Here is a 13464-nt window from a genome sequence, read left to right as displayed (position 1 = left end):
CCCACCTCCCCCCCCGCCCCCGCCCCTCGGCGTGTGCGGTGCGGGACTACCCGAGCGCCTTGCCCGGCAGCTCGACCTTCGCGCCGAGCTCCACGAGCTTCTCCATGAAGTTCTCGTAGCCGCGGTTGATGAGGCCGATGCCGTGGACCCGGGACGTGCCCTGGGCCGCCAGGGCCGCGATCAGGTACGAGAAGCCGCCGCGGAGGTCGGGGATGACCAGGTCCGCGCCCTGCAGCTTGGTCGGGCCCGAGACGACGGCCGAGTGTAGGAAGTTGCGCTGGCCGAAGCGGCAGTTCGAGCCGCCCAGGCACTCGCGGTAGAGCTGGATGTGCGCGCCCATCTGGTTCAGGGCGGACGTGAAGCCGAGGCGGGACTCGTAGACCGTCTCGTGGATGATCGACAGGCCCGTGGCCTGCGTGAGTGCCACCACCAGCGGCTGCTGCCAGTCGGTCTGGAAGCCCGGGTGGACGTCCGTCTCCAGCGCGATGGACTTCAGCTGGCCGCCGGGGTGCCAGAAGCGGATGCCCTCGTCGTCGATCTCGAAGGCACCGCCCACCTTCCGGTAGGTGTTCAGGAACGTCATCATCGAGCGCTGCTGCGCGCCGCGGACGTAGATGTTTCCTTCGGTCGCCAGCGCCGCCGACGCCCAGGACGCGGCCTCAAGGCGGTCCGGGAGGGCGCGGTGGTTGTAGCCGCCGAGCTGGTCCACACCCGTGATGCGGATCGTCCGGTCGGTGTCCATCGCGATGATCGCGCCCATCTTCTGCAGCACGCAGATGAGGTCCTCGATCTCCGGCTCGACGGCCGCGTTGGACAGCTCCGTGACGCCCTCCGCCAGGACGGCCGTCAGCAGCACCTGCTCGGTCGCGCCGACGGACGGGTACGGCAGGGCGATCTTCGTGCCGCGCAGCCGCCGGGGCGCCTCCAGGTACTGGCCGTCCTCCCGCTTCTCGATCTTCGCGCCGAACTGCCGCAGCACCTCGAAGTGGAAGTCGATGGGCCGGCCGCCGATGTCGCAGCCGCCGAGACCGGGGATGAACGCGTGGCCGAGGCGGTGCAACAGCGGCCCGCAGAACAGGATCGGGATCCGGCTCGAACCGGCGTGGGCATCGATGTCAGCGACGTTCGCGCTCTCCACGCGCGTCGGATCCATCACCAGTTCGCCGGGCTCGTCACCCGGACGGACCGTCACACCGTGCAGCTGCAGCAGACCCCGCACGACCCGGACGTCGCGGATGTCAGGAACATTGCGCAGCCGGCTCGGAGCGCTGCCCAGCAGCGCTGCGACCATGGCCTTCGGTACGAGGTTCTTCGCACCGCGGACACGGATCTCGCCCTCCAGCGGGGTTCCGCCGTGGACAAGCAGGACATCGTCGTTGACGGTCATGAATCTCGCGTTCCATGGAGTCGGGCAGGGGCCAGAAGGGAAAGGGTAATCGCCCACCACCCCCCTTCTGTAAGCCTGAGTGAGACCCAGCCACGTCACCGCTTCGTCACAACACGAACCGTTCCCTGCCGGGCACATGGGGTCACGGCCGGTTTCGTGCGCGGGAGACGCTTCGGTGCGCCCTGAGCTGCGGCCCCCTCCCCGTGCCGCATTGCCTCCCCACGCGCGGGGAGAATGCGGGATCATGTCTGCCATGACCGAGGTGTCCTCGCTCACAGGGCGGTTGCTCGTGGCCACCCCCGCCCTGGCGGACCCGAACTTCGACCGTGCGGTGGTGCTGCTCCTCGACCACGACGAGGAGGGCTCGCTCGGCGTGGTCCTCAACCGCCCCACCCCGGTGGGCGTGGGGGACATCCTGGAGGGCTGGGGGGATCTCGCCGTGGAACCGGGTGTCGTGTTCCAGGGCGGCCCGGTGTCGCTGGACTCGGCCCTCGGGGTCGCGGTCGTCCCCGGCGGCGCCTCCGGCGAGGCCGCCCCGCTGGGCTGGCGCCGGGTGCACGGCGCGATCGGCCTGGTCGATCTGGAGGCCCCGCCGGAGCTGCTGGCCTCCGCCCTCGGCTCCCTGCGCATCTTCGCCGGGTACGCCGGCTGGGGTCCGGGCCAGCTGGAGGACGAGCTGGCGGACGGCGCCTGGTACGTGGTCGAGTCGGAGCCCGGTGACGTCTCGTCCCCGTCTCCCGAGCGGCTCTGGCGCGAGGTGCTGCGCCGCCAGCGCAGCGAGCTGGCGATGGTGGCGACGTACCCGGACGACCCTTCGCTCAACTGATGCGTGCGGGCTTCAGTACCCTTGGCCCTATGAGCACTCTCGAGCCCGAGCGCGGGACTGGTACGGGGACCCTCGTTGAGCCGACGCCGCAGACCTCGCACGGTGACGGTGACCACGAGCGCTTCGCCCATTACGTCCAGAAGGACAAGATCATGGCGAGCGCCCTCGACGGCACCCCCGTCGTGGCGCTGTGCGGCAAGGTCTGGGTGCCGGGCCGCGACCCGAAGAAGTACCCCGTGTGTCCCATGTGCAAGGAGATCTACGAGTCCATGAGCTCCGGGGACGACGACAAGGGCGACAAGTAGGCCCTGCCCGCGGGGCGTGAGGCCCCCAGGGTGCGTTTCGCGCGCCCTGGGGGCTTTTGTGCTGTCCGGGCGTTGCACGGGGTGCGTCTGCCGGTCACAGAGTGGTTGAGACCTCTTGTGGGCGTGTTCATGAAGTCCCTAGCCTCCGACGTGTTGTGCACAGCGAAACCTTCATTGCGCATGTTGCAACACTCCCTCGGAGGATCACTTCATGAAGCTGTCCGTCCGTTGTGCCGGGCTCACCGCCCTCACCGCTCTCCTGGCCGCCGCCTGCGCGCCCCAGACCTCCTCGAACTCCTCCTCCGACAAGGACGAGAAGACCGGCACGCTGCGCGTGTGGCTCTTCCAGGAGGTCGGCAACGCCCCCAAGGAGAAGGTCGTCGACTCCGTCGTCGACGGCTTCGAGAAGACCCACAAGGGCACGAAGGTCGAGGTCGAGTACATCCCGGTCGACACCCGCGCCCAGCGCGTCAAGGCCGCCTTCAACGACCCCGGCTCCGCGCCCGACGTGATGGAGTACGGCAACACCGACACGGCCGGCTACGTGAAGGACGGCGGACTCCTCGACGTCACGAAGGACTTCGGCGACTGGAGCGAGGCGAAGGACACCGACCCGACGGCGAAACAGTCGGTGACGGTGGACGGCAGGCTCTACGGCGCCCCGTTCTACGTCGGCGTCCGCGCCCTGTACTACCGCACGGACGTGTTCGAGGAGCTCGGCCTGTCCGTCCCGAGGACGATGGACGAACTCGCCTCCACCGCGCGGAAGATACGCGCCGCGAAACCCGAGCTGTACGGGCTGGTGGTCGGCGGCGCCTACACCTACGGCGCGATGCCGTTCGTGTGGGCCAACGGCGGTGAACTCGCGAGCGGCAAGGGCGGCTCGTACGCGTCCGGCATCGACAGCCCGCAGGCCCGCAAGGGCATCAAGGCCTACACGTCGCTCTTCGGTGACGACAACTGCCCGGCCGCCAAGTGTGCGGGCATGGGCGGCAACGACACGGTCAGCGCCTTCGCCGCCGGGAAGGCCGGCATGGCGATCGGCGGCGACTTCAGCCACACCGCCGTCGAGGCCGGGAAGGTCAAGGGCGACTACGCCGTCGTCCCGCTCCCGGGGGTGAAATCCGGCTCGATCGCTCCCGCCTTCGCGGGCGGCAACAACATCGGCGTCCTGAAGAGCACCTCGCACCGCACGCTCGCCGTCCGGCTGATGGAGCAGCTCGCCTCGAAGAAGACGCAGAGTGAACTCTTCGACGCGATGGGCTTCCTGCCGACCTTCACGGACGTCCGGACGCAGGCCGCGGCGAAGGAGCCGTTCGTGAAGCCCTTCGTGCGGACCCTCGCCGCCGGCACCAAGTTCGTCCCCGCCTCACCCGCCTGGGCCCAGATCGACTCCTCCCTCGTCCTGCCGACGATGTTCCAGGAGGTCATCAGCGGCAAGAAGGACGTCACGAAGGCCTCCGAGGACGCCGCGAAGAAGATGAACGACGCGTTCGGCTCCGCGGGGTGAGCCCGGTGAACGACCGCGGTTCCGTGAAGACCCCTGCGGTCGCCGCGGCACCGACCGTGCCGTCCCCCCGGCCCCCACGCGTGGCCACCGACGACCGGGGCGGCCGCACCGCGCGCCGGGCCGCCCGCGGTACCGGCGGCTGGACCCCGTGGCTGTATCTCGCGCCCGCGCTCCTCGTGCTCGGGGGACTGCTCGGCTACCCGATCTGGCAGCTCGGCCTGATCTCCTTCTTCCAGTACACGCAGGCGCAGGTCAGCGGCGGGGAGCCGGCCGCCTTCGAGGGGTTCGGGAACTACGCCCAACTGTTCGGGGACCCGCAGTTCTGGCAGGTGCTGCTCGCCACCGTGCTGTTCGCGGCGGCCTGTGTCGTCTCCACGCTCGCCGTCGGCTGCGCCCTGGCCGTGCTCCTCACGCGCGTCCGGGCCGTGCCGCGGCTCGCGTTGATGCTGGCCGCCCTGGGCGCGTGGGCGACCCCGGCCGTGACCGGCTCCACGGTGTGGCTGTTCCTCTTCGACCCGGACTTCGGCCCGGTCAACCGGATGCTGGGCCTCGGCGACCACTCGTGGACCTACGACCGCCTCAGCGCCTTCTTCCTCGTACTGCTCGAAGTGGTCTGGTGCTCCTTCCCCTTCGTGATGGTGACCGTCTACGCGGGGATCCGCGCCGTACCCACCGAAGTACTGGAGGCCGCCGCCCTGGACGGCGCCTCGCAGTGGCGCATCTGGCGCTCCGTGCTCGCCCCGATGCTCCGGCCGATCCTGGTCGTCGTCACCATCCAGTCGGTCATCTGGGACTTCAAGGTCTTCACCCAGATCTACGTCATGACGAACGGCGGCGGCATCGCCGGCCAGAACCTGGTCCTGAACGTCTACGCCTACCAGCAGGCCTTCGCGTCCTCGCAGTACGGCCTCGGCTCCGCGATCGGCATCGTGATGCTGCTCATCCTGCTCGCCGTCACGCTGGTGTACCTGCGGTTGCTGCGCCGCCACGGGGAGGAACTGTGAATCCACTGCGCGCCCGTGTGCGCCGCCCCGGCCGGCCGGCCGCCGAGGCCTCCGCCCTGCTGATCGCGGTCGTCGTCGCCTTTCCCCTGTACTGGATGGTGCTCAGCGCCTTCAAACCGGCCGGGGAGATCGAGTCGAGCGAACCCCGGCCGTGGACGCTCGCGCCCTCCCTGGATTCCTTCCGGCGGGTCTTCGGGCAGCAGGAATTCGGCCGCTACTTCCTCAACAGCCTTGTCGTGGCGGGCTGTGTCGTGATCGCCTCCGGGCTGATCGCGTTTCTCGCCGCGACCGCCGTCACACGATTCCGCTTCCGCCTCCGCACCACCCTTCTGATCATGTTCCTGGTGGCCCAGACGGTGCCCGTGGAAGCCCTCACCATCCCCCTCTTCTTCCTCATGCGGGACGCCGGTCAGCTGAACACGCTGGGCTCGCTGGTCCTGCCCCACATCGCCTTCTCACTGCCCTTCGCGATCTGGATGCTGCGGGGGTTCGTGAAAGCCGTTCCGGAGGCACTGGAGGAGGCCGCGTACATCGACGGGGCGAGCAGGGCGCGATTCCTCTGGCAGATCCTTTTCCCGCTCGTCCTGCCGGGTCTCGTGGCCACCAGCGTGTTCTCGTTCATCTCCGCCTGGAACGACTTCCTGTTCGCCAAGTCGTTCATCATCAGCGACACCTCGCAGTCGACGCTGCCGATGGCCCTGCTCGTCTTCTACAAGCCCGACGACCCGGACTGGGGCGGGGTCATGGCCGCCTCCACGGTCATGACGGTCCCGGTCCTGGTCTTCTTCGTACTCGTACAGCGGCGCCTGGTCTCCGGACTGGGCGGAGCGGTGAAGGACTGACGTGACCGAACTGATTCCCGCGCCCCGCAGTGCCGTCGCCGGTTCCGGCGAGGTGCGGCTGACACGGCACTCCCGGCTCTGCGCCGACCTCGCGACGGAAGGCGTCGGCCGCTGGCTGAGCGCCGCACTTCGGCAGGCCACCGGCCTGCCGCTGCGCGAGGGGCGGGAGCTCGACGACGCCGGCGGCGACGGCATCGGGCTGCGAATCGACCCCCTGCTCGGCCCCGAGGAGTACCGCCTCGTCAGCGACCCCGACGGCGTCCTCGTCGAGGGCGGCGACGCGGCCGGTGTCTTCTGGGGCGCCCAGACCCTGCGGCAGCTCCTCGGCCCGGACGCCTACCGCAGGGCCCCGCTCGATCGCGACCGCGTCTGGAGCGTGCCGTATCTCAGAATCGAGGACGCCCCCCGATTCCGCTGGCGCGGCCTGATGCTCGACGTCGCCCGGCACTTCACGCCCAAGGAAGGCGTGCTGCGTCACCTCGATCTGATGGCGGCGCACAAACTCAACGTCTTCCACTTTCATCTGACGGACGACCAGGGCTGGCGCATCGAGATCGAGCGGCATCCACGGCTGACCGAGATCGGCTCCTGGCGCGCCCGTACGAAAATCGGCCACCGCGCCTCGCCGTTGTGGGAGGACAAGCCGCACGGCGGCTACTACACCCAGGACGACATCCGGGAGATCGTCGCCTACGCCGCCGAGCGGCATATCACCGTCGTCCCCGAAATCGACGTACCGGGCCACTCGCAGGCCGCCATCGCCGCATACCCGGAACTCGGCAACACCGACGTCATCGACACGACCGCCCTCTCCGTCTGGGACACCTGGGGAATCAACCCGAACGTACTCGCCCCCACTGACAACACCCTGCGCTTCTACGAGGGCGTCTTCGAGGAAGTACTCCGGTTGTTCCCCTCGGAGTTCGTGCACATCGGCGGCGACGAATGCCCCAAGGACCAGTGGCGGCGGTCGGGGACGGCACAGGCGCGCATCACGGAACTCGGGCTCGCGGACGAGGACGAGCTCCAGTCCTGGTTCATCGGGCACTTCGACAGCTGGCTCGCCGCGCGCGGACGGCGGCTGATCGGCTGGGACGAGATCCTGGAGGGAGGCCTGGCGAAGGGCGCGGCCGTGTCGTCCTGGCGCGGTTACGCCGGAGGCGTCGCCGCCGCCCGGGCAGGCCACGACGTCGTCATGTGCCCCGAGCAGCAGGTGTACCTGGACCACCGTCAGGACCCGGGCCCCGAGGAGCCGGTACCGATCGGGTGGGTGCGCACCCTGGAGGACGTCTACCGGTTCGAGCCCGTTCCACCGGAGTTGACGCCCGAGGAGGCCCGGCACGTGCTGGGCACCCAGGCCAACCTGTGGACCGAGGTGATGGAGGACCACGCACGCGTGGACTACCAGGCCTTCCCCCGCCTCGCGGCCTTCGCCGAAGTCGCCTGGAGCGCCCTGCCCGCCCCGGCGGAACGGGATTTCGCCGGGTTCCAGCACCGTATGACCACCCACTACCGGCGCCTCGACGCCCTGGGCGTCGCCTACCGGCCCCCGGCGGGTCCGCTGCCCTGGCAGCGGCGCCCCGGGGTGCTGGGCCGTCCGATCGACGGCCCGCCGCCCAGCCGGTAGCGCCGGCCGCCGCGACCGAACAGCTCGAACAGGCCACGGAAAAAGCGCACAAGGGTCACCGAAAGTGCCAATCGGCATGCATTGGTGAACCTGTGCGAAAACGGACCATCTCGCCGGTGAGGTGGGCGAATGCCTCCTAGCGGACCCGTGTCTTCGGCTCTCGCCAAGATGTGCCAGAGTTGCCACGTCCGCCCTGTCAGCACGTACCGTACGGCAGCACAGGTGGGACCAGGTGGGGCAGCGGGAAGGGGCAGCCGGTTTGACCACGCACGCACCGCAGGCGGCGCAGGCCGTCACGCTGCCCACGACGCTGGACGAGGCCGTCGCGGCGCTCACCGCCGTGCCCGCCGCCGTGCCCGTCGCGGGCGGCACCGACCTGATGGCCGCCGTCAACTCCGGGCAGCTCAGGCCCGCCGCCCTGGTGGGACTCGGCCGGATCAGCGAGATCCGCGGCTGGCAGTACCTGGACGGTCACGCGCTGCTCGGTGCGGGCCTCACGCACGCGCGCATGGGCCGCCCCGACTTCGCGGCCCTGATCCCGGCGCTCGCCGCCGCCGCGCGCGCCGCGGGCCCGCCGCACATCCGCAACGCCGGCACCCTCGGCGGCAACATCGCCTCGGCCGCTCCCACCGGCGACGCGCTGCCGGTGCTGGCCGCCCTGGAGGCGACCCTGATCATCGCGGGACCGGGCGGAGCCCGCCGGGAGATCCCCGTCTCGCACCTGCTGGCCGGGATGGACATGCTGCGCGCCGGCGAACTCATCGGCTTCGTGCGCGTGCCGCTGCTGCACGCCCCGCAGGTCTTCCTGAAGGCGACCGGCCGGACCGGCCCGGGGCGCGCGGTCGCCTCCGTGGCCCTGGTGCTGGATCCCGCGCGCCGGGGTGTGCGCTGCGCGGTGGGTGCCATAGCGCCGATGGCGCTGCGGCCCCTGGAGGCCGAGCAGTGGGTGGCCGGCCTCATCGACTGGGACAACAACCGCGCGCTCGTCCCGGAGGCGCTGAGCGCCTTCGGGGAGTACGTCGCCGCGGCCTGCATCCCCGACGCGGCGCCGGCCGAGGACGGCTCGGTCGCACCGCTTCCGCCCGCCGTACTGCACCTGCGGCGCACCGTCGCCGCGCTGGCCCGACGAGCACTGGGGAGGGCGCTGTCGTGACCGACGACCAGCACGGAGAGGGCACGCCCCGGGGCGGGAGCCGCTGGGACCCGCTGCCCCAGGGCGAGTACGACGACGGCGCCACCGCCTTCGTCGAACTGCCCGAGGGGGGCGTCGACGCCCTGCTGGCCGCCGACAGCCCGCTGGCCGCGCCCGGCCACGGCTACGTACCGCCGCAGATAACGGTCAACCCCGCGACGACGGCCGGCACCGACCCGGCGGCCACGGGCGCGTGGCCGGTGCCCGGCGCGCCGGTCGACGGGGCGCAGTGGCACGACCCGAACGCCGCGCACCAGCAGCACGGTCACGAGCACGGCGCGCACCAGCAGCAGGGCCACGACGTGCCCGAGCAGCCCTACGGCTCCGACGCGCCGTACCACCCCGGGACCCCCTACGGCTCCGACGGGACGGCGCCGCAGTACGGCGGGGGCGACCGGTTCGCGTACAACCCCCCGGTGACCGGCCAGTGGAACTTCGAGGAGACCGCGGCAGCGGCCGAGGCCGCGCCCGGCCATGACGTGACCGGACAGTGGTCCATCCCCGTCGCCGGGGGCGACCTTCCGGACGAGTCGGGCGAATTCACCACGTCCTCGCTGGTCGAGCAGTGGGGCGGCACCCCGCCGGCCACGCTGCCCGGCGGCGCGCCCGCGCCCTGGGCGACGCAGGCCGCGGGCAGGCCGTGGGGGCAGCAGGACCCGCAGGACCCGGCGGGGCAGGAGGCGGCCCACCCGGGTCATCCCCACGAGCACGGGCACGACCAGGGCCACGCGCACGACCAAGGCCACGCGCACGGGCAGCGGCACGACGCCGGACCGGCCTCCGGATACGCACCGGAACAGCAGGCGGGCCCGGACGAGTCGGGACCCCTGCACCCACAGGACGCGCATGCGCCGGGAGTCCACGAGGACACCGGCCCCGCGCGCCCCGGGGAGTTCGGGCACGCGCAGGAGCCGGCCGGCGCCCCTCACGCGCCTCAGCCGTCGGACCACGCCCCGGTGGAACCCGGGGAGGCCGGTCACCCGACGGACCCGTCCCGGTACGCCGAGCAGGGGCCGGAGCAGGCCGGGTACGCCGATCACGGGCCCGAGCAGGCCGAGTACGCCGAGCAGGCCGAGTACGCCGAGCAGGCCGACTTCGCCGACCACGGCCCGGAGTCCGGCGACCTCCCCGACCACGGGCCCGAGTCGTCCGGCTCCGCAGGCCACCCGACGCCCGCCGCTCACTCGCCCGAGACCCCGTACGCCGAGGCACCCGGTGACTTCCCGGGCGAGTTCCCCGGCGAACCCCTGCCCGAGGCGCACCCGGAAGCCGCCTCTCTCCCGCAGGACGCCTACGAAGCCTCACAGACCGCTCCCGGAGCCGGTGAGCACGCCGAGGACGCGTCGGACGCTCCAGGCGCCCCGGAGGCCGCCGACAGCCCCTCCGAGCCCGCTGCAGGCCCCCTGCCGGCCCCGGCGGAGGCGGACGCCGAAGCCGACACCGGCCAGGAGACCGCCGACGGCGGGCCCCAGGACGATCCGGCCCCGGACGAGGAGGCGGCCCACCCGGCCGACGCCCCGGACACCCCGTCCGGCACCGCCCCCCAGGAGGAACACCCCCTCGCCTCGTACGTCCTGCGCGTCAACGGCGCCGAACGCCCCGTCACCGACGCGTGGATCGGCGAGTCCCTGCTGTACGTGCTGCGTGAGCGGCTCGGACTCGCGGGTGCCAAGGACGGCTGCTCACAGGGCGAGTGCGGCGCGTGCAACGTCCAGGTCGACGGGCGGCTCGTGGCGTCCTGCCTGGTCCCCGCCGTGACCGCCGCCGGCAGCGAGGTCCGTACCGTCGAGGGCCTGGCCGAGGACGGCCGGCCGTCGGACGTGCAGCGGGCGCTCGCGCGCTGCGGCGCCGTGCAGTGCGGCTTCTGCGTCCCCGGCATGGCGATGACCGTGCACGACCTGCTGGAGGGCAACCCGGCGCCCACCGAGCTGGAGACCCGCCAGGCGCTGTGCGGCAACCTGTGCCGCTGCTCGGGCTACCGGGGCGTGGTGGACGCCGTCAAGGAAGTCGTCGCCGAACGGGAGGCCCACTCCGCGCCGGGCGACGGCGACACCGAAGAGGCCCGCATCCCGCGCCAGGCGGGCCCGGGCGCCGGTGGCGTGAACGCGTCGGCCTTCGGGGCGCCCCCGGAACCGCACGCCCCCGGACCGCACTCCCCTGAAGCGCACGACCAGCCCTACGGCCAGGACGGAGGCCCCGCGTGAGCAACGAAGCAGCCACCGCCCAGGCCGCACAGGCCGCGGAGGCCGCCCCGGCCCCGGAACCGCTCCCGCACGGCGTCGGCGCCTCGCTCCCGCCCGCCGACGCCCGCGCCAAGACGGAGGGCACCTTCCCCTACGCCGCCGACCTGTGGGCCGAGGGCCTGCTGTGGGCGGCCGTGCTGCGCTCACCGCACCCGCACGCGCGCATCGTGTCCATCGACACCACCCACGCGCGCGAGATGCCCGGCGTCCGCGCCGTCGTCACCCACGAGGACATTCCCGGCAGCCCGTTCCACGGTCGCGGCACGGCCGACCGCCCGGTCTTCGCGTCCGAGGTGGTGCGCCACCACGGCGAGCCCATCGCCGCCGTCGCCGCCGACCACCCGGACACCGCGCGCATGGCGGCGGCCGCCGTCATCGTCGAGTACGAGGTGCTCGACCCGGTGACCGACCCGGAGCAGGCCTTCGAGGCCGAGCCGCTGCACCCCGACGGCAACCTGATCCGGCACATCCCGCTGCGCCACGGCGACCCGGAGGCGGCCGGCGAGATCGTCGTCGAGGGCCTGTACCGCATCGGCCGCCAGGACCCCGCGCCCATCGGCGCCGAGGCGGGCCTGGCCGTGCCGCGCCCCGACGGCGGGGTGGAGCTGTACCTCGCCTCCACCGACCCGCACGCCGACCGCGACGCGGCAGCCGCGGCCTTCGGACTGGAACCCGGGCGCGTCAAGATCGTCGTCACCGGCGTCCCCGGCGCCACGGCCGACCGCGAGGACCAGGGCTTCCAGCTTCCGCTGGGCCTGCTGGCGCTGCGCACCGGCTGCCCGGTGAAGCTCACCGCCACGCGCGAGGAGTCCTTCCTCGGCCACGTCCACCGGCACCCCACCCTGCTGCGCTACCGCCACCACGCCGACGCCGAGGGCAGACTCGTCAAGGTCGAGGCGCAGATCCTGCTCGACGCGGGCGCCTACGCCGACACCTCCTCCGAGGCCCTGGCCGCCGCCGTCGCGTTCGCCTGCGGCCCGTACGTCATCCCGAACGCCTTCATCGAGGGCTGGGCCGTACGCACCAACAACCCCCCCTCCGGCCACGTACGCGGCGAAGGCGCCATGCAGGTCTGCGCCGCCTACGAGGCGCAGATGGACAAGATCGCCAAGAAGCTCGGCCTCGACCCGGCGGAAGTGCGGCTGCGCAACGCGCTGGCGACCGGCGACGTGCTGCCGACCGGCCAGACCGTGACCTGCCCGGCGCCGGTCGCCGAACTCCTCCAGGCCGTACGGGACTTCGAGCTGCCGCCCCTGCCCAAGGACACGCCCGAGGACGAGTGGCTGCTGCCCGGCGGACCCGAGGGCGCGGGGGAGCCGGGCGCGGTGCGCCGGGGCGTGGGCTACGGCATCGGCATGGTGCACATGCTCGGCGCGGAGGGCGCGGACGAGGTGTCCACGGCCACGGTGAAGGTCCACGACGGGGTCGCGACGGTCCTGTGCGCGGCCGTCGAGACCGGCCAGGGCTTCACCACGCTGGCCCGGCAGATCGTCCAGGAGACGCTCGGCATCGACGAGGTGCACGTGGCGCCCGTCGACACCGACCAGCCCCCGGCGGGCGCGGGCTGCCGCGGCCGCCACACCTGGGTCTCGGGCGGGGCGGTGGAGCGCGCGGCGAAGATGGTCCGCACGCAGCTCCTCCAGCCGCTGGCCCACAAGTTCGGCATGTCGACGGAGCTGCTCCAGATCACCGACGGGAAGATCACGTCGTACGACGGGGTCCTCTCCACGACCGTCACCGAGGCGCTGGACGGCAAGGAGCTGTGGGCCACCGCCCAGTGCCGCCCGCATCCCACCGAGCCGCTGAACGAGACCGGCCAGGGCGACGCCTTCGTGGGCATGGCCTTCTGCGCGATCCGCGCGGTGGTGGACGTCGACATCGAGATCGGCTCCGTGCGGGTCGTGGAACTGGCCGTGGCCCAGGACGTGGGCCGCGTCCTGAACCCGGCCCAGCTCGCCGCCCGGATCGAGGCGGGCGTGACCCAGGGCGTGGGCATCGCGCTCACCGAGAACCTCCGCACGCCGCGCGGCATCGTCCGCCACCCCGACCTGACCGGTTACGCCCTCCCGACCGCCCTCGACGCACCCGACATCCGCATCGTCCGGCTGGTCGAGGAACGGGACGTGGTCGCCCCCTTCGGGGCCAAGTCGGTCAGCGCGGTGCCGGTGGTGACGTCCCCGGCGGCCATCGCGTCGGCCGTCCGCGCCGCGACGGGCCGTCCCGTGAACCGCCTCCCGATCCGCCCCCAGGCAGCGGTGGTCACGGAACGGGCCTGAGCCTGTCTGAGCCGCCGGCCGCGGCGGCCGTGCTCGGCGCATCGGAACCCGGTCACCGGGCCTCGGTTGAGGCACCTCGGAACTGACAGCGCGCCAGAGATGGGAAGCGATTTCTGCGGAAAGGGAACGCGCGAGGGTGCTCTGAGCGTCTTGTGAGGTGGACGCGTGGGGTCGCCGGGCGCGCGTCGCTGTTCCGGGGCGTTGTCAGTGGTGGGGCGTACTGTTCTGGGCAGTGGGGAACGGCCGGCCGGG

General features: G+C 72.3%; 10 protein-coding genes. 9 read left to right on the top strand and 1 reads right to left on the bottom strand.

Annotation, left to right across the window (positions count from 1 at the left end; genetic code table 11):
• Window positions 1–46 precede the first annotated feature (46 nt).
• A complete protein-coding gene (murA, locus tag ABT116_RS05455; RefSeq protein ID WP_053669836.1) occupies window positions 47–1387 on the bottom strand; it encodes a UDP-N-acetylglucosamine 1-carboxyvinyltransferase in 1341 nt (446 codons plus the stop codon).
• Between the two features lie 253 nt (window positions 1388–1640).
• On the opposite strand from murA, the gene ABT116_RS05450 reads away from it, so the two are divergent.
• From ABT116_RS05450 to ABT116_RS05410, 9 genes are all read left to right on the top strand, one after another.
• Entirely contained in the window at window positions 1641–2213 is a 573-nt protein-coding gene (locus tag ABT116_RS05450; protein ID WP_351628183.1) for a YqgE/AlgH family protein, read from the top strand.
• Between the two features lie 29 nt (window positions 2214–2242).
• A complete protein-coding gene (locus ABT116_RS05445; RefSeq protein ID WP_033308193.1) occupies window positions 2243–2518 on the top strand; it encodes a DUF3039 domain-containing protein in 276 nt (91 codons plus the stop codon).
• Window positions 2519–2729: 211 nt separating this feature from the next.
• Window positions 2730–4028, top strand: coding sequence for an extracellular solute-binding protein (locus ABT116_RS05440; protein WP_351628161.1), 1299 nt, complete (start codon window positions 2730–2732; stop codon window positions 4026–4028).
• Window positions 4029–4108: 80 nt separating this feature from the next.
• Complete coding sequence (locus tag ABT116_RS05435; protein WP_351628180.1) at window positions 4109–5032, top strand: carbohydrate ABC transporter permease; 924 nt, start codon at window positions 4109–4111, stop codon at window positions 5030–5032.
• Window positions 5029–5874: a carbohydrate ABC transporter permease gene (locus ABT116_RS05430; protein ID WP_351628158.1), complete on the top strand. Its 846-nt coding sequence runs from the start codon at window positions 5029–5031 to the stop codon at window positions 5872–5874. The genes ABT116_RS05435 and ABT116_RS05430 overlap by 4 nt, the downstream gene beginning before the upstream one ends.
• A gap of 1 nt (window position 5875) precedes the next feature.
• Window positions 5876–7501, top strand: coding sequence for a beta-N-acetylhexosaminidase (locus ABT116_RS05425; RefSeq protein ID WP_351628155.1), 1626 nt, complete (start codon window positions 5876–5878; stop codon window positions 7499–7501).
• A gap of 259 nt (window positions 7502–7760) precedes the next feature.
• Entirely contained in the window at window positions 7761–8654 is an 894-nt protein-coding gene (locus tag ABT116_RS05420) for an FAD binding domain-containing protein (RefSeq protein ID WP_351628149.1), read from the top strand.
• The gene (locus ABT116_RS05415) at window positions 8651–10897 is read left to right on the top strand and encodes a 2Fe-2S iron-sulfur cluster-binding protein (RefSeq protein WP_351628146.1); all 2247 of its coding nucleotides are present in this window, start codon (window positions 8651–8653) and stop codon (window positions 10895–10897) included. The genes ABT116_RS05420 and ABT116_RS05415 overlap by 4 nt, the downstream gene beginning before the upstream one ends.
• On the top strand, window positions 10894–13212 hold the full coding sequence (locus tag ABT116_RS05410; RefSeq protein WP_351628143.1) for a xanthine dehydrogenase family protein molybdopterin-binding subunit: 2319 nt from the start codon (window positions 10894–10896) through the stop codon (window positions 13210–13212). The genes ABT116_RS05415 and ABT116_RS05410 overlap by 4 nt, the downstream gene beginning before the upstream one ends.
• Window positions 13213–13464: the final 252 nt, after the last annotated feature.

The organism is Streptomyces sp. NPDC002130, from assembly GCF_040296465.1.
Lineage (GTDB): Bacteria > Actinomycetota > Actinomycetes > Streptomycetales > Streptomycetaceae > Streptomyces.
Note: the sequence above shows the minus strand (reverse complement) of the source record. Positions and strands in the feature narration are given on the sequence as shown.